Origin of the sequence: Yersinia artesiana, from assembly GCF_902726545.1 — a bacterium.
GTDB lineage: Bacteria > Pseudomonadota > Gammaproteobacteria > Enterobacterales > Enterobacteriaceae > Yersinia > Yersinia artesiana.
Map to the genome: position 1 here is coordinate 1 of NZ_CACVAD010000022.1, position 25,737 is coordinate 25,737.

The window sequence follows — 25,737 nt, forward strand, 5'->3', positions numbered from 1 at the left end:
TTCTCTGTTCTCTTTGCCGGTCACTTAACTACTTGATTCGTTGTGTGCCGTCTCGATGGATGCGCATTATAGGGAGTTCTCAGCTGCCCGCAACCGCTAATTTCAATAAAAATGACTGTTTGCTGCATTCCACAGCAAAACCCCGCCTTATACCCTGTTGTGCACAAACTTATCCACAGATTGAAACTGTTCTCAAAATTGACGAGCATCGCGCAATCGTTTTCGCTACAATTCCCCGCGTCGAATAAGAGTGACCTCGCTGGCATTTCCCGCTATCGGGACGTTATCTGAATCTGTTTTTCTCTTTATATAGATAGAAGAGATTCACGTAACGCTCTATTGATTGATTGCGAAGAACAACTGCGACTCCAAAGCCAAGGGATAAAACCATGCAACAACGCCGCCCAATCCGCCGTGCTCTGCTCAGTGTGTCTGACAAAGCCGGTATCATCGAATTCGCCACTGCACTTTCACAACGTGGTATCGAGTTACTTTCCACCGGCGGGACTGCCCGCCTGCTGGCTGATGCAGGTCTGCCTGTCACCGAAGTGTCTGACTACACCGGCTTCCCGGAAATGATGGACGGACGAGTTAAAACTTTGCATCCCAAAGTACATGGCGGCATTTTAGGCCGTCGCGGCCAGGATGATGGAATCATGGCTCAACATGATATTCAGCCAATCGATATTGTAGTCGTGAATTTATATCCATTTGCCCAAACCGTGGCCCGCGCAGATTGTTCATTGGAAGACGCCGTTGAGAATATCGACATCGGTGGCCCAACCATGGTGCGCTCTGCGGCCAAGAATCATAAAGATGTCGCCATTGTCGTTAAGAGTAGCGACTACCCAGCTATTATTGCCGAGCTGGACGCGAATGACGGTTCATTGACGTACCCAACCCGTTTCAACCTGGCGATCAAAGCTTTCGAACACACCGCCGCTTACGACAGCATGATTGCCAACTACTTCGGCGCATTGGTGCCACCTTATTATGGTGATACCGAGCAGCCATCTGGCCGCTTCCCTCGCACCCTGAATCTTAACTATATAAAGAAACAGGATATGCGTTACGGTGAGAACAGCCACCAGCAAGCAGCCTTCTATATAGAAGAAGATGTGAAAGAAGCATCGGTGGCTACCGCGCAGCAATTACAAGGCAAGGCCCTCTCCTATAACAATATCGCCGATACCGATGCCGCACTTGAATGTGTGAAAGAGTTTAGCGAACCTGCTTGTGTAATAGTTAAACATGCTAACCCATGTGGCGTGGCGATTGCCGACTCTCTGCTGGCCGCCTATGACAAGGCCTATAAAACTGACCCAACGTCAGCTTTTGGCGGCATTATCGCCTTTAACCGCGAGTTGGATGCCGAAACCGCCAGCGCCATTATCAGCCGTCAATTTGTTGAAGTGATTATTGCCCCATCTGTCAGTGCTGAAGCTTTGGCGCTGTTAGCCGCCAAACAGAATGTGCGTGTTCTGACTTGTGGTCAGTGGCAAGAACGTTCTGCTGGCCTGGACTTCAAACGTGTCAATGGTGGCTTGTTAGTGCAAGACCGCGATTTGGGCATGGTGACTGAGGCGGATTTACGTGTGGTATCCAAACGCCAGCCGACCGAGCAAGAGCTGCGTGATGCGCTGTTCTGCTGGAAAGTTGCCAAGTTCGTTAAATCTAATGCCATTGTTTATGCGCGCGACAATATGACTATCGGCATAGGCGCAGGCCAGATGAGCCGCGTGTACTCAGCAAAAATAGCCGGTATCAAAGCGGCAGATGAAGGTTTAGAAGTGGCAGGGTCAGCCATGGCTTCTGATGCTTTCTTCCCATTCCGCGACGGTATTGATGCGGCAGCAGCCGTCGGGATCACCTGTGTCATCCAACCGGGTGGTTCTATTCGTGACGATGAAGTCATTGCTGCGGCTGATGAGCATGGTATCGCCATGATCTTTACCGACATGCGCCATTTCCGCCATTAATTAACCCGCTTAACGGAGTTATCAGATGAATATTTTGATTATTGGCAATGGCGGGCGCGAGCATGCGCTGGGCTGGAAAGCAGCACAGTCACCTTTAGCCGATAAAATTTATGTTGCGCCGGGTAATGCTGGCACGGCCCTGGAACCTACGCTAGAAAATGTCGATATCGCCGCCACCGACATTGCCGGTTTACTGGCATTTGCGCAAAGCCACGATATTGGCCTGACTATCGTCGGCCCCGAAGCACCACTCGTCATCGGTGTGGTTGACGCCTTCCGCGCGGCGGGCCTGACTATCTTTGGCCCAACGCAAGCCGCCGCTCAATTGGAAGGTTCTAAAGCTTTCACCAAAGATTTCCTGGCCCGCCATAATATTCCTACCGCGTTTTACCAGAACTTTACCGAGGTAGAACCGGCGTTAGCTTATGTGCGCAAAATTGGTGCGCCAATCGTGATTAAAGCTGATGGACTGGCTGCCGGTAAAGGTGTGATTGTCGCGATGACGCTGGAAGAGGCAGAAACCGCAGTTCATGACATGCTGGCTGGCAATGCGTTTGGTGATGCCGGTCACCGTATCGTGGTGGAAGAGTTCCTTGATGGTGAAGAAGCCAGCTTTATTGTGATGGTTGATGGTGAAAACGTGTTACCGATGGCCACCAGCCAGGATCATAAGCGCGTTGGTGATGGTGATACCGGCCCGAATACCGGCGGCATGGGGGCTTATTCTCCCGCGCCTGTCGTCACGGATGAAGTCCATCAGCGGGTGATGGATCAGGTTATCTGGCCCACGGTGCGCGGTATGGCAGCAGAAGGTAATGTTTATACCGGTTTTCTTTATGCGGGTTTGATGATCTCCGCCGATGGGCAACCAAAGGTTATCGAATTCAACTGCCGTTTTGGCGACCCGGAAACCCAGCCAATCATGCTGCGTATGCGTTCAGATTTGGTTGAGTTGTGTTTAGCTGGCGCACAAGGCAAGTTGAACGAGAAAACTTCTGACTGGGATGAACGCCCGTCACTGGGTGTGGTTCTGGCCGCAGGCGGCTATCCAGCGGATTACCGTCAGGGTGATATCATTCATGGGCTACCACAGCAGGAAGTAGCTGATGGCAAAGTGTTCCATGCTGGAACCAAGCTAGACAGCAATAATAATGTCGTGACCAGTGGTGGGCGCGTGTTGTGTGTGACGGCGCTCGGAGCAACGGTTGCACAGGCACAGCAACATGCTTATAAGCTCGCTGAGAAGATTCAGTGGGAAGGTATGTTCTGCCGTAAGGACATTGGCTATCGGGCGATTGCCCGAGAAAAATAATTGCTCGCGGTAAACAAGTATTAAGTCTTTCAAGGGGTACCGTTTGTTGTGCCCCTTCTCTTATAAACTACCTGATTGAGGTTCCCAACGGCAGAAGTCCTGATTAGCAACCAATAACAATTGCTGTCCTTCCGATGAATCCAGCCACGCGACACCCAATGGTTCTGCGCTATTCGCGCCCCGTTTACTCAACCATGCTTGCGAATTGTCATCAAGATTCAGCCGCAACTTTTTCCCAGCACAGGTTGTCACGATGCCATCTTGCCAGCGCCCCTGAATTAACTGAACGTTACCGGCACGCAGCGCGCTGCTCAGTTCCAGAATTCGTTTAGCTTCCAATTGATAAACCGCAATATTATCAACCGAGAGTTGCTCACGCCGTGTTGCCAGTTGGCGTTGCATAAAACTGACCTGCCCTTGCTCATCAAAACGTAGCTCGACACTTTGTGGATCATCACCCAGATCATTACGCCGGATTTCCCGCAATACGCCATTTTGATATTCATAGAAGGTCACACGAGTATTCCCCCCGGAGTAGGGGCTGTAAACACTCATCAGCACTTGTGGTTGCTGTTGCGCATTATCCTGACGCCATAAACGCACTACACCGCTGTCGGCGATATAACCGCTGGCACTGAATTGAGGGGAGCTGGACTGACTGCTACAGGCGCTGAGACCAAAGGCTAGACCGAGGGTCATCAGCACCCGCTGCATAAACAAAAGGGGCTTTGCCACCCCCCCGTTTATTATTTTCACTGACACACTATTAAGATTTAACAGCGTCTTTCAATGCCTTACCAGAAACAAACGCTGGCACATTAGCTGCAGCAATTTTGATTTCTTTACCGGTTTGTGGGTTGCGGCCAGTGCGCTCATTACGATGGTTTACTTTGAAGGTACCAAAACCAACCAATTGTACTGCATCACCCTCTTTCAGAGATTCGGTAATTGCAGCCAGTGTGGATTCCAAAGCCGCTTTTGCTTGAGCTTTAGAAAGGTCCGCTTTGTCCGCGATTACGTCAATCAGTTGAGTCTTATTCATAAGTTATCCTTACAGTGTGTTTATCGTTTGCAAAGCATCGAGTGCGACGGATATGCCGATTGACAGCACTCTCCTGCATACACGCACCGATAGCCACTTTTTTTCGCCCCCCAAATGTAGAACAGACAGGGGGCAGATGTGAAGCCTTAAGACGTGACAAATCAGGCGTTAAATCACGTTTTCTTGCCTTATTGCGTTAAATTTATGCCAATGTTGCTAACAGCCGCTTCCCGTAGGTCAGAACGTAACCCTTTAATCAGATCCAGGTCGCGCTCTTCGCAGTCAGCTAACAGGCGGAAAATCTCCCATTGGATATCCCATTCTTCTTCAATCGCGGGCAAGATTTTCAGTTCTTCATCGGTCATTTCTTTGCCAGCCAATGTCATTTCCAACATCGCAACGGTACGGATTGACGTTTCGCTGATAGCGATAGCATGCTCTAAAGTTTCGCCACTCAAACGTGAATGAATAGCTTCACTTAAAGCAATACAGGCATCGATGGCAGGGTAAACACCGTAGATAGCATAGTCATCAGCGGAAGGAATTGCCTCTTCCAGCTTCTCTAATTGGCTATCAAAATTAACCTTAGCGTCTTTTACCACCAAAGTTTCCCAGATAAGATCCAGAATACGTCGGTAAACGGCCGGATCACCAAACTCGGTTTCCAGGCAAAATTGCTGATAGTTGGGATACATCCGCTCGCACAAGCAAGCCATGAAAGTCAGGTGTTGCCAACTTTCCAGCTTTTCGAGACGTAGATGAATCGGATTACGTATCATTATGAGTTCTCATTATTCATTATCTGCGCGGCAGTGTACCCGAAATTAAATCATATCCCTATGGTTGCCAAGCAAATCAGGATTTTTCCGCACCCACCGTTGAAATTGCGGGCGGTTTGACGCAATAGCATCGGCCCAACGAGTCGGTTCCGGCAAACGGTAACCCGCCATACAATGTTGAACCCACTCTAATGCACGGACAACACTCACCCGGTGGCCGGGTGAAATAAATAGCGGATTACAACGGTTTTTGCTGCGCCATACCCAACCTAGCTGCTCATCGGCATCAACCAAAGGCTGCAATGCGCCGTTATCGTTGCCCAATGGCTCAAAATGCCCGCACAAACGGCTTTTGGCAACACCAATGGTCGGGACATCCACCAGCAAGCCAAAATGGCTGGCAACCCCTAAACGGCGAGGATGCGCTATCCCCTGCCCGTCAACAAAAACCAATTGAGGTCGTTGTTGTATCTGCTCCCAAGCGGCTAATAATGCAGGATATTCACGAAAAGAGAGTAAACCGGGGATATACGGGAGTGAAGTTGCCACGCGGGCAACCTGATATTCCACCAATTCGAGCGAGGGGTAACGTAAAACGGCAATCGCAGCACGGGTCACTTCCCCCTGCTGCTCAAAACCAACATCTGCTCCCGCGATAAAACGCACTGACTCACTTGCGATATCATCTTGAAGGCTAATTTCAGATGCGCGTTGCCGCTGTTCTGCCCGTAACGCCTTGGTATCTACCATTTGGTAACACGTTCCCTCAATTAATTACTTTTGGTGATAAGGCTTTGATAATGCATGAACAGCCTTCACAAAAGCACCCGCATGTTCTGGTGGGACATCCTGATGGATGCCGTGGCCCAGATTAAATACATGCCCTTCACCCTGACCAAAACCGGCCAGAATGGTACTGACTTCTTCCTCGATACGCGCAGCAGGCGCATAAAGAATGGAAGGGTCCATATTGCCTTGTAGCGCAACTTTGTCGCCTACCCGGCGGCGCGCATCGGCAATATCCGTAGTCCAATCCAGCCCCAAAGCATCGCAACCGGTGGCGGCCATCGCTTCCAGCCATTGTCCACCGCCTTTGGTGAACAAGGTCACTGGTACCCGACGCCCATCGTTTTCGCGGATCAAACCATCAACGATTTTATGCATGTAATTCAAGGAGAACTCTGCATAATCACGCCCGGTCAGTACCCCGCCCCAGGTATCAAAGACCATCACAGATTGCGCGCCAGCTTTGATTTGAGCATTGAGATACAAAATGACACTGTCAGCCAATTTATCCAGCAACAGATGCAAAGTCTGCGGCTCGGCATACATCATTTTTTTCAGTTTGGTGAAGGCCTTACTACTGCCACCTTCAACCATATAAGTCGCCAATGTCCACGGGCTGCCGGAAAAGCCAATTAATGGCACCGCACCGGCCAGCTCACGGCGGATGGTTCTCACCGCATTCATAACGTAACCCAACTCCTGCTCAGGATCGGGAATAGGGAGCTTTTCAACATCGGCACGACAGGTAATCGGAGATTGAAAACGCGGGCCTTCGCCGGTTTCAAAGTACAACCCCAACCCCATTGCATCGGGAATGGTCAGAATGTCGGAAAACAGAATCGCCGCATCCAGCGGATAACGACGCAACGGCTGCATCGTCACTTCACAGGCCAATTCAGCATTTTTGCACAGCGACATAAAATCCCCGGCAATAGCGCGGGTGGCTTTATACTCTGGCAAATAGCGGCCTGCCTGGCGCATCATCCATACCGGAGTGACATCTACCGGCTGGCGTAGTAAAGCACGCAGATAGCGATCGTTTTTCAACTCATTCATGATAAAGCTCCTTGATTATCTGCACGCATTGTAGCATGCCGGATAATACTTTCCTGCGGCAGCTAAACGCGGTTTTTAGCTATTCTCCGTCGTCGAACTGCTCTTCGCGGCATAATACGACGGTATCTTCAATCAAGCGACGTGCCACGGTGCCTGGTGGTGGCAACAATGGCAATTGATCATAGCGATACCAACCGGCATTCAGCAACTCTTTAGGATCGTGTCGCAGCTCACCGCTGTCATACTCCGCCATAAATGCCATCATCAGTGAATGTGGGAATGGCCACGGCTGCGATGTCACATAGCGCAGGTTTTTAATGTGGATATTACTTTCTTCCAGCACTTCACGGGACACCGCCTGCTCCAGCGTTTCTCCCACTTCGACAAACCCGGCTAACACCGTGTTAATGCCACCACGATGGCGAACATGTTGTGCCAATAAAATCTCATCACCGCGGCGAATGGCAACAATCACGCACGGGGCAATTTGCGGGTAATAGCGTTCACGGCAGTGATTGCACAGACAAGCCCACTCGGTACGGCTGGCATGCATTTGATGCCCACAATAGCCACAATAGCGGTGAGAGCGGTAAAACTCGGCTAATTGCACGCCACGGCCCGCTAATTGGAACAAACCGCGATCGACATCCAGTAATTGCCGCACTGATCCCATATCCGCAGACATCATCTGGCGGATAAGCCAAACCGCCTGCCCTTGCCATTCACCAATTTGCCTTGCGGTCGCGCCCTGTAATGACCAATTAGCCGCGTTACCTTGTGGTAACTCCCCTTTTGGTAACCATAATTTATTTTCATGGCTGACAATCCACCAGCCACTTTCTTTACCTGTAAGTTGTAGTTCCATATCGTTGTTGCACAACCTCGACTTCACTGGCAATCTAGAATCCGGCTTGTTACATTTTTGTAACCCATTATTACTTCACGGAGTCGATCTCATGCTTAACCGACTAGAAAGCCTGACTCAACGCGTTGGCGGCAGTAATGAATTAATTGATCAATGGCTTCATGCACGTAAAGAACTTTTAGTCTCGTATTGCACAGTGATCGGTATTAAGCCACAAAAAGGAAAGCATACCCCGCTTAATGAAAAAGCGCTGGAGAACTTTTGCCATAACCTGGTGGATTATCTCTCCTCCGGACACTTCCATATCTACGATAGAATTATCAAACAGGTAGAAGGCGCGTCCAGCCCGAAAATGGCCCTGACGACCAAAGTTTATCCCGCTTTAAAAAATAACACTCAAACTATCATGGCATTCCATGATCGTTATACAAACATTGAGATCGACGACGACAGTTGCACCGAGTTTCAACAAGCTTTATCCGATATCGGTGAAGCGCTTGATGCTCGTTTTCGGCTGGAAGATCAACTTATTCAATGGGCTGCTGAGTCATGGCAAGCCGCTCAGTCAGAAAATAAAAAGAGCCAGACCAATTAACCTAATAAATTAGTTCAAAGTGGTAAGTAAAATAGCTTACAGCACACTATTGTAGTTTTAATGCAACCTCGTATAGTAAGGACTCTTGTCGGAGTGCCTAGCACCTGTTTTCTTACGAAAGCAAACGCAGGCTGAGACCGTTAATTCGGGATCCGCGGAACCTGATCGGGTTAATACCCGCGAAGGGAACAAGAGTAATTTATCGCTACAGGCCCGGTATTCCCCTTACAGGTGGCAGCCGGTCACTGGCCAACATCGTTACTCCCGCCAAGCTCCAGACAAGCAATTTTCCCTATAAACCACATTGGCTCTATAACCACATTGGTAGGAATTGCTATGTCTAATAATACAATTTTTAATCATACAACCGCTAAAGATTCATCACGTCCACGCCAATCCATTTCACGTAAACAGCAACGTGAACAAGCCCAGACGTTTATTGATACCTTGCAAGGTGTCACTTTCCCCAACTCACAACGTATTTATCTGCAAGGCTCACGGCCCGATATTCAAGTGCCAATGCGCGAGATCCAACTCAACCCAACATTGATCGGCGGCGGCAAAGACGATCCTCGCTATGAAGATAACGAAGCCATTCCGGTATATGACACATCCGGCCCTTATGGCGATCCCAGCGCTAAACTGGATGTCCATGCTGGTTTGCCCAAATTACGCGATAGCTGGATAGCCGATCGTCAGGATACCGTAGCACTGACTTCCGTTAGCTCTGGTTTTACCCAACAACGTTTGGCAGATGAAGGTTTGGATCATTTGCGTTTTGAGCATCTTCCCCGCCCGAAGAAAGCCGTCGAAGGCAAATGTGTTACTCAATTACATTACGCCCGCCAAGGGATCATCACCCCAGAAATGGAATTTATCGCGCTGCGGGAAAATATGGGGCGTGAACGTATTCGCGGTGAGGTATTACGCCAGCAGCATCCAGGGCAAGCATTTGGCGCGCAGCTACCCGACAATATCACCGCAGAATTTGTCCGACAGGAAGTCGCTGCGGGGCGGGCCATCATTCCAGCGAATATTAACCACCCCGAATCTGAGCCAATGATTATTGGTCGCAACTTTTTAGTGAAAATAAACGCCAACATCGGTAACTCTGCGGTGACCTCTTCCATTGAGGAAGAAGTGGAAAAACTGGTGTGGTCTACCCGCTGGGGTGCCGACACCGTGATGGACTTGTCCACTGGCCGCTATATTCATGAAACCCGTGAATGGATACTGCGTAATAGCCCGGTCCCTATTGGCACTGTCCCTATCTATCAAGCGCTGGAAAAAGTGAATGGGGTGGCGGAAAACCTGACGTGGGAAATGTTCCGCGACACCTTGCTAGAGCAGGCTGAACAAGGTGTCGATTACTTTACTATTCATGCTGGTGTGCTGTTGCGCTATGTGCCGATGACCGCCAAACGGCTGACCGGTATCGTCTCTCGTGGCGGGTCGATTATGGCGAAATGGTGCCTGTCTCATCATCAGGAAAACTTCCTGTACCAGCATTTCCGCGAAATTTGCCAAATTTGTGCCGCCTATGATGTTTCATTATCACTGGGTGATGGCCTGCGTCCTGGTTCTATTCAGGATGCCAATGATGAAGCCCAGTTTGCCGAACTACATACTTTGGGAGAACTGACAAAAATTGCCTGGGAATATGATGTGCAAGTGATGATAGAAGGCCCTGGGCATGTGCCAATGCAGATGATTCGCCGCAATATGACCGAAGAGTTGGAGCATTGCCACGAAGCGCCATTTTATACCTTAGGCCCATTGACCACGGATATTGCCCCCGGTTATGACCATTTCACCTCCGGTATCGGTGCGGCCATGATTGGCTGGTTCGGTTGTGCCATGTTGTGTTACGTCACCCCCAAAGAGCATCTCGGCCTGCCGAATAAAGAAGATGTAAAACAGGGTCTTATCACCTATAAAATCGCAGCCCATGCCGCTGATCTGGCCAAAGGCCACCCCGGTGCGCAGATCCGCGATAACGCTATGTCGAAAGCTCGCTTTGAATTCCGCTGGGAAGATCAGTTTAATTTGGCCCTCGATCCTGAAACCGCACGGGCCTATCACGACGAAACCCTGCCGCAAGAATCCGGCAAAGTTGCTCATTTCTGCTCTATGTGTGGGCCGAAATTCTGCTCGATGAAAATTTCGCAAGAAGTGAGAGATTACGCAGACAGGCAAGAACAGGCCGCCGCTCAACCCATTGAAGTGCTGCAATCGGGTATGGAGCAGATGTCAGCCGAGTTCCGCTCTCGTGGCAGTGAGTTGTATATCAGTAAATCACATCTCAGTCCGATGAATCTGAAAGCGGAGGCTGATAATGAAACCATCTGATACACCACTATTCTCGGCCCAGAAGGGCTTTCCGCCGACCGCACCGCGCCTTGGCCTGTATCCGGTCGTCGATTCCGTGTTGTGGATAGAACGCCTGCTGGCGGCGGGGGTAACCACTATCCAATTGCGTATCAAGGATTTAGATGATGCGCAGGTAGAACAGGATATTGCCGCAGCAATTGCATTGGGCAAACGCTATCAAGCACGCTTATTTATTAATGATTACTGGCGGCTGGCGATTAAGCATGGCGCTTACGGTGTGCATCTGGGGCAGGAAGATTTGGAGACCACTGATTTGGCCGCCATACAACAAGCCGGATTGCGGCTCGGGGTATCTACCCACGATGAGCACGAACTGGCAATAGCTAAAGCTGTGCGGCCTTCTTACATCGCAATGGGTCATATCTTCCCAACTCAAACCAAGCAAATGCCATCATCCCCTCAGGGGCTGGCGGTACTCAAGCAGATGGTGGAAAACACACCGGACTACCCCACCGTCGCTATTGGTGGCATCAGTATTGAGCGAGTCCCCGCCGTCTTGGCAACCGGCGTGGGCAGTGTGGCGGTGGTTAGTGCCATTACCCAGGCTGAGGATTGGCAGCAGGCCACGGCACAATTGCTACATCTGATTGAGGGCAAGGAGCTGAGCGATGATAAACAAGCATGAGCTGAGTGACAGTGAATTCTTGCGCTACAGCCGCCAGTTGTTGCTGGAAGATATTGGCCCGGAGGGCCAGTTGAAGCTGAAAAGTGCCCGCGTGTTGATCATCGGTCTGGGTGGCCTTGGCTCCCCTGCCGCGCTCTATTTGGCGGCCGCGGGTATCGGCAAATTATTACTGGCTGATGATGACCAATTGGATCTGACCAATTTACAGCGCCAAATCCTGTATCGCACCACCGATATCAACCAAACCTCTGCCAGCAACCAAACTAAAGTGCGGTTAGCCCAGCGTCATTTGCTAAATCTTAATCCGCTGGTTGAGATTGTCACCTTCGATACCAGGCTGGCCGATGCGGCATTGGCTGATGCGGTGGCGAACACTGATTTGGTACTCGATTGCAGTGACAACATGGACACCCGCCATCAGGTGAATGCCGCCTGTATCACAGCACAAAAACCCTTAATCAGCGGCAGTGCTGTGGGGTTTAGCGGACAACTACTGGTGATTGAACCGCCTTTTTCCCATGGTTGCTACGCCTGCCTTTATCCCGATAAAGAACTGCCGCAGCGCAACTGCCGTACATCTGGTGTTTTGGGGCCGGTGGTCGGCGTTATTGGCACCTTACAAGCGCTGGAAGCCATCAAGATGTTGGCCGGCCTTCCGTCAGCATTGAGCGGGAAGTTGCGCTTATTCGATGGCAAGCAGCAAAGCTGGAGCACCTTGCAACTGACGCGATCAAAGCATTGCCCTGTCTGTGGAGGCTCACAGTGAAGAGTGATCATATAAACATTGTGCTTAATGATCAGCCGCTTGAGGTGGAATGCACCATAACTGTTGAAAAGTTGCTCCAACAACTGAACCGCCACCAGCCGGGAACCGCGCTGGCGGTCAATCAGGTCATTATCCCGCGAACTGACTGGGAAGAGTATCAGTTGCACGAGGGTGACAACATTTTACTATTCCAGGCCATTGCCGGAGGCTGACATGCTGAAGATCGCCGATACCACTTTTACCTCACGTTTATTTACCGGTACGGGCAAATTTGCCACCGCTGAATTGATGCTGGAAGCACTACGCGCCTCCGGTTCACAACTGATCACCATGGCAATGAAGCGGGTGGATCTTCAGGCCGGTAATGATGCCATTCTTGCGCCATTGCGCCAGCTAGGCGTGCGCTTACTACCTAATACATCCGGAGCGAAAACTGCGCAAGAAGCTGTTTTCGCCGCGCGCCTGGCACGTGAAGCACTAGGAACCCATTGGATAAAACTGGAAATTCATCCGGATGTGAAGTATTTGCTGCCCGATCCAATAGAAACCCTGAAAGCCGCCGAAATACTGGTGAAAGAGGGGTTTGTGGTTCTGCCTTACTGCGGCGCAGACCCGGTATTGTGTAAACGGCTGGAAGAAGCCGGCTGTGCTGCCGTCATGCCATTGGGGGCACCTATTGGATCAAATTTGGGATTACGCACTCGCGACTTCCTGCAAATTATCATCGAGCAGGCCAAAGTGCCCGTGGTGGTCGATGCCGGTATTGGTGCGCCAAGCCATGCACTTGAAGCTATAGAACTAGGCGCTGATGCTGTTCTGGTGAATACCGCGATTGCTGTTGCTCGCTCACCGGTACAAATGGCTCATGCATTTCGCTTAGCGGTAGAGTCTGGCGAATTGGCGCGTCAGGCAGGGCTTGGTAACCGACAATTTGATAGGGCAATAGCCACCAGCCCACTGACCGGTTTTCTTAGCCAGCTTAAGGAAGAAAATCATGTCTGAAGGGTTCAGCCAGCGCTGGCAGCAATTGAATTGGGATGATATTTCTCTGCGCATCAACAGCAAAACTGTCGCAGATGTTGAGCGGGCTATTCACGCGGTCAAACCCAGTCGTGAAGATCTCATGGCATTGATTTCACCTGCGGCTCTGGCTTATCTGGAACCAATGGCGCAGAAAGCCCAACAACTGACTCGCCAGCGTTTTGGCAATACCGTCAGTTTTTATGTGCCGCTTTACCTTTCCAATCTGTGCGCCAATGATTGTACTTACTGCGGTTTTTCGATGAGCAATCGCATCAAGCGCAAAACATTGGATGAAACTGAAATCATCCGTGAGTGTGAAGCCATCAAAGCACTGGGCTTCGAACACTTGCTGCTGGTCACCGGTGAACATCAGGCAAAAGTGGGAATGGACTATTTCCGCCGTCATTTTCCAACTATTCGCAACCAATTCAGCTCGCTAATGATGGAAGTTCAGCCATTGGCAGAAGAAGAGTATGCGGAGCTCAAAACACTGGGATTGGATGGCGTGATGGTTTATCAAGAAACCTATCATCCGGCGACTTATCAGCAGCACCATTTGCGCGGCCATAAACAGGATTTTCATTGGCGGCTGGCAACGCCTGATCGTCTGGGACGCGCGGGGATCGATAAGATCGGATTAGGTGCTTTGATTGGTTTGTCGAGCAGTTGGCGCACCGACTGCTACATGCTGGCGGAGCATCTGTTTTACCTGCAACAAACTTATTGGCAGAGTCGCTACTCCATTTCATTCCCACGTTTACGCCCGTGTGCCGGGGGAATTGAGCCAGCTTCTCTGATGAGTGAATCACAATTGCTGCAATTGATTTGCGCTTTCCGCCTGTTTGCGCCGGATGTGGAGCTGTCACTCTCGACTCGTGAATCACCTTTCTTCCGCGATCACGTGATTCCGCTGGCGATAAATAATGTCAGTGCGGGGTCGAAAACGCAGCCGGGTGGATATGCCGATGACCATCCTGAACTTGAGCAATTTGCTCCTCATGATAATCGAACGCCTGAACAGGTGGCTCAAGCACTAACGCTGGCAGGGCTGCAACCGGTATGGAAGGATTGGGATCGTCATTTTGGGCGCATATCCCAATAAATATCGCGCTTTCATTCTGAAAAATAAGCAAAAAAAACCGCCCCGAAAGGAGCGGTTTTTACGTTGGTGACAAACAAAGAGATTAGTCTTTGCTGTTACCAAAACCGGCGTTGAGCAATTCAGCCAGGTTAGCAGTCGCTTCGTCCGCGCTAACTTGCGGAACCACTGGTGCTTCACCCAGAGCTTTACGGCGCATACGATCCTGATGATAAGCGTAACCGGTACCGGCTGGGATCAGACGGCCCACGATAACGTTCTCTTTCAGGCCACGCAGTTCATCACGTTTACCGGCAACTGCCGCTTCAGTAAGAACGCGCGTGGTTTCCTGGAACGAAGCCGCAGAGATGAAGGATTCGGTCGCCAAGGATGCCTTGGTGATACCCAGCAGGTCACGTGTGAACGTAGCCTCGATTTTGCCTTCAGCTGCCAGCTTACGGTTAGCGATTTTAACGCGAGACATTTCTGCCTGCTCGCCTTCCAGGAAGTCGGTGCTACCTGCATCAACGATGGTGCCTTTACGCAGCATCTGACGAACGATAACTTCGATGTGTTTATCGTTAATCTTAACGCCTTGCAGACGGTAAACTTCCTGCACTTCGTTGGTGATGTAACGAGTTACCGCGTGAACGCCACGCAGACGCAGAATGTCGTGTGGAGATTCTGGGCCGTCGGAAACTACGTCACCGCGTTCTACAATTTCACCTTCGAACACGTTGAGCTGACGCCATTTCGGAATCATCTCTTCGTATGCATCGCTACCATCCAACGGTGAGATAACCAGACGGCGCTTGCCTTTGGTCTCTTTACCGAACGAGATGATCCCGCTGATTTCAGCCAGGATTGCAGGCTCTTTCGGACGACGTGCTTCGAACAAGTCAGCAACACGTGGCAGACCACCGGTAATATCCTTGGTACCGCTTGATTCCTGAGGAATACGCGCCAGGGTATCACCCGCACCGATCTGAATACCGTCTTCCAGCTGTACAATCGCTTTACCTGGCAGGAAGTATTGAGCAGGCATATCAGTACCTGGGATCAATACATCGTCGCCTTTGGCATCAACGATTTTCAGTGCCGGACGCAGGTCTTTACCGCTACCGGTACGCTCTGCGCTGTCCAATACCACCAGAGAAGACAAACCGGTCAGTTCGTCGGTCTGGCGTGTAATGGTCTGGCCGTCAATCATGTCCGCGAAGCGGATGAAACCGCTCACTTCGGTTACAACTGGCATGATGTGCGGATCCCAGTTAGCAACGGTTTCGCCGCCTTGGACTTCTGCGCCATCGCCTTTAGCCATTACAGCACCGTAAGGCACTTTGTAGCTTTCTTTGGTACGGCCGAATTCGTCGATCAGTTTCAGCTCGGTATTACGAGAAGTAATAACCAGCTTGCCCGCTGCATTGGTAACGAACTTAGCGTTGCTCAGTTTCAAGCTACCTTTGTTCTTAACCTGAATGCTGGACTCTGCTGCCGCACGAGATGCCGCACCACCGATGTGGAACGTACGCATCGTAAGCTGGGTACCCGGCTCACCGATGGACTGTGCTGCAATAACACCAACCGCTTCACCTTTGTTGATGATGTGGCCACGTGCCAGGTCGCGACCATAGCAGTTTGCACACACACCAAAGTCAGTTTCACAGCTTACTACTGAACGAACTTTAACGCTGTCGACGGAGTTTTCTTCTAACAGATCACACCATTTTTCGTCCAACAGGGTGTTACGCGGAACCAGAATATCAGCCGTACCCGGCTTGATAACTTCTTCAGCGGTCACACGACCCAGAACGCGATCGCGCAGTGGTTCTTTAACATCACCACCTTCGATAACCGGGGTCATCACGATACCGTTATGGGTACCACAATCGTCTTCGGTTACCACCAGATCCTGTGCCACGTCAACTAAACGACGGGTCAGGTAACCGGAGTTCGCAGTTTTCAATGCGGTATCCGCCAAACCTTTACGCGCACCGTGGGTTGAGATGAAGTACTGAAGTACGTTCAAACCTTCACGGAAGTTCGCGGTGATTGGCGTTTCAATGATCGAGCCATCTGGCTTAGCCATCAGACCACGCATCCCTGCCAGCTGACGAATCTGTGCAGCAGAACCACGCGCACCGGAGTCGGCCATCATAAAGATGCTGTTGAATGATACTTGCTGTTCGACAACGCCGTCACGATTGACAACATCTTCTACAGACAAGTTATCCATCATCGCCTTGGCAACACGTTCGTTAGCCGCGGCCCAGATATCGATCACTTTGTTATAACGTTCGCCTGCTGTTACCAGACCGGATTGGAACTGTTCTTGGATCTCAGCAACTTCAGTTTCAGCTTCTTCGATGATCCCTGCTTTCGCTTCTGGGATAACCATGTCATCGATACCTACAGAGGCGCCTGAGCGTGCTGCGTAAGCAAAACCGGTGTACATGATCTGGTCAGCAAAGATAACCGTTGGCTTCAAGCCCAGGATGCGGTAACAGGTGTTCAGCATCTTGGAGATAGCTTTCTTGCCCAGCGGCTGGTTAACGATAGAGTAAGGCAGGCCTTTCGGGACGATCATCCACAAAATAGCACGACCTACAGTCGTATCGATAATGCTGGTACGCGAAGTGCTTTCGCCTTCGGTATTACGAATTTCTTCAGTAATACGGACTTTTACCCGCGCATGCAGAGATGCCAGGCCGGCGCGATAAATACGCTCAGCTTCTTTCGGGCCAGTCAGTACCATGCCTTCGCCTTTGGCGTTAACACAGTCACGGGTCATGTAATACAGACCCAATACAACGTCCTGAGAAGGAACGATGATTGGCTCGCCGTTCGCTGGTGACAGGATGTTGTTGGTAGACATCATCAACGCACGTGCTTCTAACTGAGCTTCCAGTGTCAGCGGTACGTGAACAGCCATTTGGTCACCATCGAAGTCGGCGTTATATGCCGCACAAACCAGTGGGTGCAACTGGATGGCTTTACCTTCGATCAGAACCGGTTCAAACGCCTGGATACCCAAACGGTGAAGGGTTGGTGCACGGTTCAGCAGCACTGGGTGTTCGCGGATAACTTCATCCAGGATATCCCAAACAACCGCTTCTTCACGCTCAACCATCTTCTTGGCAGCTTTAATGGTGGTAGCAAGACCACGCAATTCCAGCTTGCCGTAGATGAACGGTTTGAACAGCTCAAGAGCCATTTTCTTCGGCAGACCGCACTGATGCAGACGCAGGTATGGACCCACGGTAATAACCGAACGGCCTGAGTAGTCAACACGTTTACCCAGCAAGTTCTGACGGAAACGACCTTGCTTACCTTTGATCATGTCAGCCAGTGACTTCAACGGACGCTTGTTAGAGCCGGTAATCGCACGACCGCGACGGCCGTTATCCAGCAATGCATCTACTGCTTCTTGCAGCATACGCTTTTCGTTGCGCACGATGATGTCCGGTGCAGCCAAGTCCAGCAGGCGTTTCAGACGGTTGTTACGGTTGATCACGCGACGATACAAATCGTTCAGATCAGAAGTCGCAAAACGACCGCCATCCAACGGAACCAATGGACGCAAGTCTGGCGGCAGCACAGGCAGCACGGTCAGGATCATCCACTCTGGCTTGTTGCCAGACTGTACGAACGCTTCCAGCAGCTTGATACGCTTGGTCAACTTCTTACGCTTGGTTTCAGAATTTGTTTCGTTCAATTCTTCGCGCAGGATCTCGCACTCTGCTTCCAGATCCATGTTTTTCAACAAGGCCTGAATAGCTTCGGCGCCCATTTTCGCGTCGAACTCATCACCAAACTCTTCCAACGCGTCCAGATACTGCTCTTCAGTCAGGATCTGACGACGTTCCAGGTTGGTCATACCGCCTTCAACAACCACATAGGATTCGAAGTACAGTACACGTTCGATGTCACGTAATGGCATATCCAGCAGCAAACCGATGCGGGATGGCAGCGATTTCAGGAACCAGATGTGCGCAGTTGGAGAAGCCAGTTCGATGTGACCCATACGCTCACGGCGTACTTTGGTTTGAGTCACTTCAACGCCGCATTTCTCACAAATAACACCGCGGTGTTTCAAACGCTTGTACTTACCGCACAGGCATTCGTAATCTTTTACTGGGCCAAAGATACGGGCGCAGAAAAGGCCGTCACGTTCTGGTTTGAACGTACGGTAGTTAATGGTTTCCGGCTTTTTAACTTCACCGAATGACCAGGAACGGATCATGTCTGGCGAGGCCAGAGCAATTTTGATCGCATCAAACTCTTCGGTCTTAGTTTGCGCTTTCAGAAACTTTAATAAGTCTTTCACGGATTGGCTCCTGTCGGAGTTAGACCTGCCAGGCGCTCAAACCTAAGCATATAAAAACCTAAGTTTGAGCACCCCTGTGACCAGTGCGAACCACCAGCAAGCTCCCGGCTATGAGAGCTTGCCGTCTGGCGAAGAATTACTCTTCTTCCAGCTCGATATTGATGCCCAGCGAGCGGATTTCTTTCAACAATACGTTGAAGGACTCCGGCATGCCTGGTTCCATACGGTGATCGCCATCCACGATGTTTTTGTACATCTTGGTACGGCCGTTTACATCGTCGGACTTGACGGTAAGCATTTCCTGCAATGTGTACGCGGCGCCATAAGCTTCCAACGCCCACACTTCCATCTCACCGAAGCGCTGACCACCGAACTGAGCCTTACCACCCAGCGGCTGCTGAGTAACCAAGCTGTAAGAACCGGTAGAACGCGCATGCATCTTGTCATCAACCAAGTGGTTCAGTTTCAGCATGTACATGTAGCCGACAGTAACCTGACGTTCGAATTGCTCGCCGGTACGGCCGTCAAACAGAGTAATCTGACCAGAAGTTGGTAGGCCACCCAGCTGTAACAGTTCCTTGATTTCTTTCTCTGTCGCACCATCGAAGACTGGTGTTGCGATTGGCATACCTTTTTTCAGGTTCTCAGCCAGACGCAGTACTTCGTCATCGGTGAAGGTGCTCAGATCAACTTTCTGACAAACACTATCGCCCAGATCGTAGGCTTTCTGGATGAACTCACGCAGTTTGGCAACTTCTTCCTGCTTTTTCAGCATGGCGTTGATTTTCTCGCCGATGCCTTTCGCTGCCATCCCTAAGTGGGTTTCCAAAATCTGACCGATGTTCATACGCGATGGTACGCCCAGCGGGTTCAGAACGATGTCTACCGGCGTACCGTTTTCATCGTAAGGCATATCTTCGATCGGGTTAATCTTAGAGATAACACCTTTGTTACCGTGACGACCGGCCATCTTGTCACCCGGTTGAATCTGACGTTTAACGGCCAGATACACCTTGACGATCTTCAGCACGCCTGGTGCTAAATCATCACCTTGGGTAATCTTACGACGCTTGGCATCCATCTTCTTCTCGAATTCGGATTTCATTTCGTCGTACTGCTCTGCCAACTGTTCCAGCTGGTTTTGCTTGTCTTCGTCAGTTAGGCCAAGTTCCAGCCAGCGGTCACGTGGTAATTTGCTCAGCTTGTCAGCTTCGATACCACCAGAAACCAGTACTGCATGGATACGTGCAAACAGGCCCGCTTCCAGGATCTGCAACTCTTCCGTCAGGTCTTTCTTAGCCTGCTTCAGTTGCATCTCTTCGATTTCCAATGCACGTTTGTCTTTTTCTACGCCGTCGCGAGTAAAGACTTGTACATCGATAACCGTACCGGAAACACCGTTTGGTACACGCAGAGAAGAGTCTTTAACATCAGACGCTTTCTCACCGAAGATCGCACGTAACAGCTTCTCTTCTGGAGTCAGTTGGGTTTCACCTTTAGGTGTTACCTTACCAACCAGAATGTCACCGCCAGTCACTTCAGCACCGATATATACGATACCGGATTCATCCAGTTTGGAGAGCGCAGCTTCACCCACGTTCGGGATGTCAGCAGTGATCTCTTCTGGCCCCAGCTTGGTGTCACGAGACACACATGCCAGTTCCTGAATGTGGATAGTTGTGAAGCGATCTTCTTGCACCACGCGCTCGGAGACCAAGATGGAGTCTTCGAAGTTGTAACCGTTCCAAGGCATGAACGCTACACGCATGTTCTGACCCAATGCCAGTTCGCCCAGATCTGTAGATGGGCCATCTGCCAGCACGTCACCGCGCTCGATTGGCTCACCCAGATTCACACACGGCATCTGGTTGATACAGGTGTTCTGGTTAGAACGGGTGTATTTGGTCAGGTTATAAATATCAATACCTGCTTCGCCCGGATACATCTCGTCTTCGTTAACTTTAATCACGATACGGGATGCATCTACGTACTGAACAGTACCGCCACGTTTGGCTACAGAGGTTACCCCTGAGTCAACCGCTACCGCACGTTCCATACCAGTACCCACCAACGGCTTATCAGCACGCAGAGTAGGAACTGCCTGACGTTGCATGTTCGCACCCATCAAGGCGCGGTTGGCGTCATCGTGTTCCAGGAATGGAATCAGAGAAGCACCAACGGACACCACCTGTTGAGTGGAAACGTCCATGTAGTCAACTTGATCGCGACTGAACAGGCTTGATTCGCCTTTGCTACGACAAGTGACCAAGTCTTCGATGAAGCGGCCGTCTTCGTCCAGGTTAGAGTTCGCCTGAGCGATAACGAAGTTGCCTTCTTCAATAGCAGACAGATAGTTAATTTCATCGGTCACCACACCATCGCGCACGCGACGATAAGGGGTTTCCAGGAAACCATACTCGTTGGTCTGTGCGTACACGGACAAGGAGTTGATCAGACCGATGTTTGGACCTTCAGGCGTTTCGATTGGACATACGCGACCATAGTGAGTCGGGTGTACGTCTCGAACTTCAAAGCCAGCACGTTCACGGGTCAAACCGCCCGGGCCCAATGCAGAGATACGGCGTTTATGCGTAATCTCAGACAACGGGTTGTTCTGGTCCATAAATTGTGACAACTGGCTGGAACCAAAGAACTCTTTCACCGCAGCCGAAATAGGCTTGGCGTTGATCATGTCCTGAGGCATCAGGGTGTCGAGGTCGCCCAGAGACAAACGCTCTTTAACCGCACGCTCAACACGAACCAGACCAACACGGAACTGGTTTTCAGCCATTTCACCAACGGAACGAATACGACGGTTGCCTAAGTGGTCGATATCATCCACTTCGCCTTTACCGTTACGGATATCGATGAGCTTCTTCATCACTTCAGTGATGTCTTCTTTGCTCAGGATACCGGAACCTTCGATCTCGTCACGCAGCAGTGAACGGTTGAACTTCATCCGGCCAACCGCAGACAAATCATAGCGGTCTTCAGAGAAGAACAGGTTCTCAAACAGGTTTTCAGCTGCTTCGCGTGTTGGTGGCTCGCCAGGACGCATCATACGGTAGATCTCAACCAGAGCGCTCAGACGATCGCTGGTTGGGTCAACACGCAGGGTCTCGGAGATATAAGCACCGTGATCCAGGTCGTTGGTGAACAGTGTTTCGATTTGCTTGTGACCGGCCTGGCTCAATTTAGCCAGCAAGTCCAGTGACAGCTCCATGTTGGCTGCACAGATAAGCTCGCCGGTGTTCTCATCGATGTAGTCTTTAGCGACCACTTTACCAGCAATGTATTCAACCGGAACTTCGATGCGATCAATGCCGTCTTTTTCAAGCTGACGAATATGACGTGCAGTAATACGACGCGCTTTCTCGACGTAAACTTTGCCATTCGCTTCAATATCAAAGGATGCCGTTTCACCGCGCAGGCGCTCAGGAACCAATTCCATCTGCAGCTTGTTATCACGAATCTCAAAGACCACTTTTTCAAAGAACAAATCCAGGATCTGTTCAGTGGTGAAATTCAATGCACGCAGAATGATGGTTGCCGGCAGCTTACGACGACGGTCAATACGGACAAACAGGTTGTCTTTCGGGTCAAACTCGAAATCTAACCATGAACCGCGGTAAGGGATGATACGTGCGTTATACAGCACTTTACCCGATGAATGGGTTTTACCCTTATCACTGTCAAAGAATACGCCAGGACTACGGTGCAGCTGAGATACGATAACCCTCTCAGTACCATTAATGACAAAGGTACCGTTTTCGGTCATGAGTGGAATTTCACCCATGTAGACTTCTTGTTCTTTGATGTCTTTGACCGTACCTTCCGGGGCTTCGCGCTCATAGATGACCAGGCGCAGTTTTACGCGCAGCGGTGCGGAATAAGTCACACCACGGATCTGGCACTCTTTGACGTCAAATACTGGCTCACCAAGACGGTAGCTAACGTATTGCAGCTCCGAATTGCCGCTGTAGCTCTGGATGGGAAAAACAGAACGGAATGCTGCTTCCAGACCGTACTGCCCTTCTGGATCTTGCTCGATAAATTTCTGGAACGAGTCAAGTTGGATAGAAAGGAGATAAGGTATGTCCAAAACTTGTGGACGTTTACCAAAATCCTTACGAATACGTTTTTTCTCGGTATAGGAGTAAACCATAGGGTTCCTCAGCTCGCTGAAAAGTCGACCCACTCTGTCTGCCCTGAAACCAGGACAGGTCGTGCAACACTATTATTTAGAATGAGAAGTCGAAACACTTCTCGGAATACTCTTTTCTATCACTCTTAAACCATTTCATCGCGTTACTTTGACTACCGAGCTACCCGAGTGGGTCGTAGCTGAGAACGCAGTATATTAAGTCGTCAATAGAAAGGAATATTGGGGGTTAGTTAGCCGCTAAACAGTGTGAAATGCGACTAACGCCCTACAGCGCAAAAAGGCTGATGACTAAAAAGTCACCAGCCATCAGCCTATAAGTCAGGCTGCGAACTCAAAGCTTAACTTACTTGATCTCAACAGAAGCACCAGCTTCTTCCAGAGATTTTTTCAGAGACTCAGCTTCGTCTTTGTTCACGCCTTCTTTCAGAACTGCAGGTGCAGATTCAACCAGGTCTTTAGCTTCTTTCAAGCCCAGGCCAGTTGCGCCGCGAACAGCTTTGATTACTGCAACTTTGTTGTCGCCGAATGAAGCCAGAACAACGTTGAATTCAGTTTGTTCTTCTGCAGCTTCAGCAGCAACAGCAGGACCTGCAGCAACAGCAGCAGCTGAAACGCCGAATTTCTCTTCCATAGCAGAGATCAGTTCAACGATTTCCATTACAGACAGAGCTGCAACGCCTTCCAGAATTTGGTCTTTAGTGATAGTTGACATAACAAGTGTTCCTAAAATACAGAAATAGTTTATACGTTAAAAAGCAATGACTGAAAAAGTGAGGGCGAATTAAGCCGCTTCAGCTTCTTTCTGGTCACGCAGCGCAGCCAATGTACGAACCAATTTGCCAGCAGCGGCTTCTTTCATGGTTCCCATCAGACGTGCGATTGCTTCTTCGTAGGTTGGCAGAGTTGCCAGGCGGTCGATCTGAGCCGCAGGGATTAACTCGCCTTCAAAGGCTGCTGCTTTAACCTCGAATTTTGCATTTTCTTTAGCAAATGCTTTGAACAGACGAGCAGCTGCGCCCGGGTGTTCAGAAGAGAATGCAATCAAGGTTGGACCAACAAACGTGTCTTTCAGGCATTCAAACGGAGTGCCTTCAACAATGCGACGCAGCAAGGTGTTACGAACAACTTGCATATGAACGCCAGCTTCACGACCTGCTTTACGCAGTTCAGTCATTTTATCAACGGTAACGCCACGGGAATCCGCAACAACCGCAGACAGCGCACCTTTGGCTACTTCTTTAACTTCAGCAACAATCGCTTGTTTGCCTTGAAGATTTAGTGCCATTAGTTCTTGCTCCTGGATTAACCGGGGATTAATTCCCCGGAACTCACGTCACCCAAAACATTACTAAATTGCAATGAACGGGCGTTGAAACACGGTGAGCAGAATCCAGCAAAGACCATTCTTTTTTATTCTTGATAAACAAAAAAAATGCTTCAGGTTCTGTCACCGTCTACGCAGGAAATTAAGTGCTTTACAACACACCTGCGGTCTTGGACGGAGGCTTGGATAAGGCCAAGCTCCAACCGAAAATTCTGTTTTCTGTCGATTGAGCATTTGTGATTAACAAATAAGCCATCAGCAGAAGCATGGGCGTAAGATTTTAGACAAACCTTACGCCCACGTAAAGCGATAAAAGCAAATAGTGATTAGTTCACTACTGCTGACAGGCCGCTTTGATCAATAGCAACGCCGGCGCCCATGGTGGTGGACAGGCTGATTTTCTTGATATAAACGCCTTTCGCTGTAGCAGGTTTAGCACGCTTCAGCGCAACAACCAGAGATTCTAAGTTTTCTTTCAACTTGTCTGCGTCGAAATCAACTTTACCAATGGTCGTGTGGATAATACCGTTTTTATCGTTGCGATAACGAACCTGACCTGCTTTAGCGTTCTTAACTGCTTCAGCAACGTTAGGAGTAACAGTACCCACTTTAGGGTTAGGCATCAGGCCACGTGGGCCCAAGATTTGGCCCAATTGACCAACAACGCGCATTGCATCTGGGGAAGCAATAACAACGTCGAAGTTCATTTCGCCTTTCTTGATTTGATCAGCCAGATCTTCCATACCTACCAATTCAGCGCCTGCTTCTTTCGCAGCTTCAGCGTTTGCACCCTGAGCGAAAACAGCAACGCGAACTGAACGGCCTGTACCGTGTGGCAACACAGTTGCACCACGAACGTTCTGGTCAGATTTACGTGCGTCGATACCGAGGTTAACGGCAACGTCCACGCTTTCTACGAATTTAGCAGTAGCCAGCTCTTTCAGCAGGGCAACAGCTTCGTTGATATCGTATTGCTTAGTAACATCAACTTTGTCACGGATCACGCGCATGCGCTTGGTCAGCTTAGCCATTTATTAACCCTCCACTACCAGGCCCATGGAACGAGCAGTACCTTCAATTGAACGCATCATGTCGTCAATTGAAGCACCAGTCATATCCGCAGCTTTGGTTTCTGCGATTTCACGAACCTGAGCACTGGTCACAGTCCCTACTTTGTCTTTGTTCGGCTTGCCGGAACCAGACTTAATACCTGCCGCTTTTTTCAGCAGAACTGCTGCTGGCGGGGTTTTAGTAACGAAAGTGAAAGAGCGGTCAGAATAAACAGTAATAACAACAGGGATTGGCAAGCCTTTTTCAATGCTTTCAGTCTTAGCATTGAACGCTTTACAGAATTCCATGATGTTAACACCTTGCTGACCCAATGCTGGACCAACTGGTGGACTTGGGTTCGCCATACCAGCTGCAACTTGCAGCTTGACATAGGCTTGTACTTTCTTAGCCATTTACGATTTCCTCGATTTGGGTAATATCGCCTCGTGTTCGAGGCTCCCCGTGTTTTGTCTCGCTATTATTTCTATGAAATAAGTTGTCACGGATGACAAAAAGCAAGACATCTAAAAACAAAAGGCGCGAAATTATATTGTAATTTCACGCCTAAGACAAG

The 25,737-nt window shown here is 50.0% G+C and carries 21 protein-coding genes and 1 riboswitch; of the genes, 9 read left to right on the forward strand and 12 right to left on the reverse strand.

What is annotated here, in order from left to right; all coding sequences use genetic code 11:
• Positions 1-389: 389 nt before the first annotated feature.
• Both purH and purD read left to right on the forward strand, forming a co-directional pair.
• Complete coding sequence (gene purH / locus HU019_RS09290; protein WP_174849916.1) at positions 390-1,979, forward strand: bifunctional phosphoribosylaminoimidazolecarboxamide formyltransferase/IMP cyclohydrolase; 1,590 nt, start codon at positions 390-392, stop codon at positions 1,977-1,979.
• Positions 1,980-2,004: 25 nt separating this feature from the next.
• The gene (gene purD / locus HU019_RS09295; RefSeq protein WP_174849917.1) at positions 2,005-3,291 is read left to right on the forward strand and encodes a phosphoribosylamine--glycine ligase; all 1,287 of its coding nucleotides are present in this window, start codon (positions 2,005-2,007) and stop codon (positions 3,289-3,291) included.
• A 60-nt stretch (positions 3,292-3,351) separates the two neighbouring features.
• Here the strand turns inward: purD and HU019_RS09300 are convergent, their stop codons facing one another.
• From HU019_RS09300 to nudC, 6 genes are all read right to left on the reverse strand, one after another.
• Positions 3,352-4,005: a DUF1481 domain-containing protein gene (locus HU019_RS09300; RefSeq protein ID WP_174849930.1), complete on the reverse strand. Its 654-nt coding sequence runs from the start codon at positions 4,003-4,005 to the stop codon at positions 3,352-3,354.
• A gap of 52 nt (positions 4,006-4,057) precedes the next feature.
• Entirely contained in the window at positions 4,058-4,333 is a 276-nt protein-coding gene (gene hupA / locus HU019_RS09305; protein WP_005166072.1) for a nucleoid-associated protein HU-alpha, read from the reverse strand.
• Positions 4,334-4,521: 188 nt separating this feature from the next.
• Entirely contained in the window at positions 4,522-5,112 is a 591-nt protein-coding gene (locus HU019_RS09310) for a YjaG family protein (protein ID WP_005166074.1), read from the reverse strand.
• 45 nt (positions 5,113-5,157) lie between these two features.
• Positions 5,158-5,862 (reverse strand): deoxyribonuclease V, encoded by a 705-nt coding sequence (nfi, locus tag HU019_RS09315; RefSeq protein ID WP_174849918.1) that lies wholly within the window; start codon positions 5,860-5,862, stop codon positions 5,158-5,160.
• A 24-nt stretch (positions 5,863-5,886) separates the two neighbouring features.
• A complete protein-coding gene (gene hemE / locus HU019_RS09320) occupies positions 5,887-6,954 on the reverse strand; it encodes a uroporphyrinogen decarboxylase (protein ID WP_005175675.1) in 1,068 nt (355 codons plus the stop codon).
• Between the two features lie 79 nt (positions 6,955-7,033).
• Positions 7,034-7,819, reverse strand: coding sequence for an NAD(+) diphosphatase (gene nudC / locus HU019_RS09325; protein WP_174849919.1), 786 nt, complete (start codon positions 7,817-7,819; stop codon positions 7,034-7,036).
• A 91-nt stretch (positions 7,820-7,910) separates the two neighbouring features.
• On the opposite strand from nudC, the gene rsd reads away from it, so the two are divergent.
• From rsd to thiH, 7 genes are all read left to right on the forward strand, one after another.
• Positions 7,911-8,414 (forward strand): sigma D regulator, encoded by a 504-nt coding sequence (rsd, locus tag HU019_RS09330; protein ID WP_174849920.1) that lies wholly within the window; start codon positions 7,911-7,913, stop codon positions 8,412-8,414.
• A 79-nt stretch (positions 8,415-8,493) separates the two neighbouring features.
• Positions 8,494-8,619: riboswitch (TPP riboswitch) on the forward strand.
• Between the two features lie 131 nt (positions 8,620-8,750).
• Positions 8,751-10,763: a phosphomethylpyrimidine synthase ThiC gene (thiC, locus tag HU019_RS09335; protein ID WP_227739325.1), complete on the forward strand. Its 2,013-nt coding sequence runs from the start codon at positions 8,751-8,753 to the stop codon at positions 10,761-10,763.
• The gene (gene thiE / locus HU019_RS09340; protein ID WP_174849921.1) at positions 10,750-11,430 is read left to right on the forward strand and encodes a thiamine phosphate synthase; all 681 of its coding nucleotides are present in this window, start codon (positions 10,750-10,752) and stop codon (positions 11,428-11,430) included. Before thiC ends, thiE begins: the two co-directional genes overlap by 14 nt.
• On the forward strand, positions 11,414-12,196 hold the full coding sequence (locus tag HU019_RS09345; protein WP_174849922.1) for a HesA/MoeB/ThiF family protein: 783 nt from the start codon (positions 11,414-11,416) through the stop codon (positions 12,194-12,196). The genes thiE and HU019_RS09345 overlap by 17 nt, the downstream gene beginning before the upstream one ends.
• Entirely contained in the window at positions 12,193-12,408 is a 216-nt protein-coding gene (gene thiS / locus HU019_RS09350; RefSeq protein ID WP_019080249.1) for a sulfur carrier protein ThiS, read from the forward strand. Before HU019_RS09345 ends, thiS begins: the two co-directional genes overlap by 4 nt.
• Position 12,409: 1 nt before the next feature.
• Positions 12,410-13,198 (forward strand): thiazole synthase, encoded by a 789-nt coding sequence (locus tag HU019_RS09355; RefSeq protein ID WP_174849923.1) that lies wholly within the window; start codon positions 12,410-12,412, stop codon positions 13,196-13,198.
• Entirely contained in the window at positions 13,191-14,321 is a 1,131-nt protein-coding gene (gene thiH / locus HU019_RS09360; protein WP_174849924.1) for a 2-iminoacetate synthase ThiH, read from the forward strand. The genes HU019_RS09355 and thiH overlap by 8 nt, the downstream gene beginning before the upstream one ends.
• 82 nt (positions 14,322-14,403) lie before the next feature.
• Here thiH and rpoC read toward each other — a convergent pair whose 3' ends face one another.
• The 6 genes from rpoC to rplK all read right to left on the reverse strand — a co-directional run bounded on the left by rpoC (position 14,404) and on the right by rplK (position 25,576).
• On the reverse strand, positions 14,404-18,624 hold the full coding sequence (gene rpoC, locus HU019_RS09365; protein ID WP_050078936.1) for a DNA-directed RNA polymerase subunit beta': 4,221 nt from the start codon (positions 18,622-18,624) through the stop codon (positions 14,404-14,406).
• A gap of 136 nt (positions 18,625-18,760) precedes the next feature.
• Complete coding sequence (rpoB, locus tag HU019_RS09370) at positions 18,761-22,789, reverse strand: DNA-directed RNA polymerase subunit beta (protein WP_174849925.1); 4,029 nt, start codon at positions 22,787-22,789, stop codon at positions 18,761-18,763.
• A gap of 343 nt (positions 22,790-23,132) precedes the next feature.
• Entirely contained in the window at positions 23,133-23,501 is a 369-nt protein-coding gene (rplL, locus tag HU019_RS09375) for a 50S ribosomal protein L7/L12 (RefSeq protein ID WP_004712406.1), read from the reverse strand.
• Between the two features lie 69 nt (positions 23,502-23,570).
• Complete coding sequence (gene rplJ / locus HU019_RS09380; RefSeq protein WP_050078935.1) at positions 23,571-24,074, reverse strand: 50S ribosomal protein L10; 504 nt, start codon at positions 24,072-24,074, stop codon at positions 23,571-23,573.
• Positions 24,075-24,439: 365 nt separating this feature from the next.
• A complete protein-coding gene (rplA, locus tag HU019_RS09385; protein ID WP_050078934.1) occupies positions 24,440-25,144 on the reverse strand; it encodes a 50S ribosomal protein L1 in 705 nt (234 codons plus the stop codon).
• A gap of 3 nt (positions 25,145-25,147) precedes the next feature.
• Complete coding sequence (rplK, locus tag HU019_RS09390; protein WP_004393384.1) at positions 25,148-25,576, reverse strand: 50S ribosomal protein L11; 429 nt, start codon at positions 25,574-25,576, stop codon at positions 25,148-25,150.
• Between the last annotated feature and the right edge of the window lie 161 nt (positions 25,577-25,737).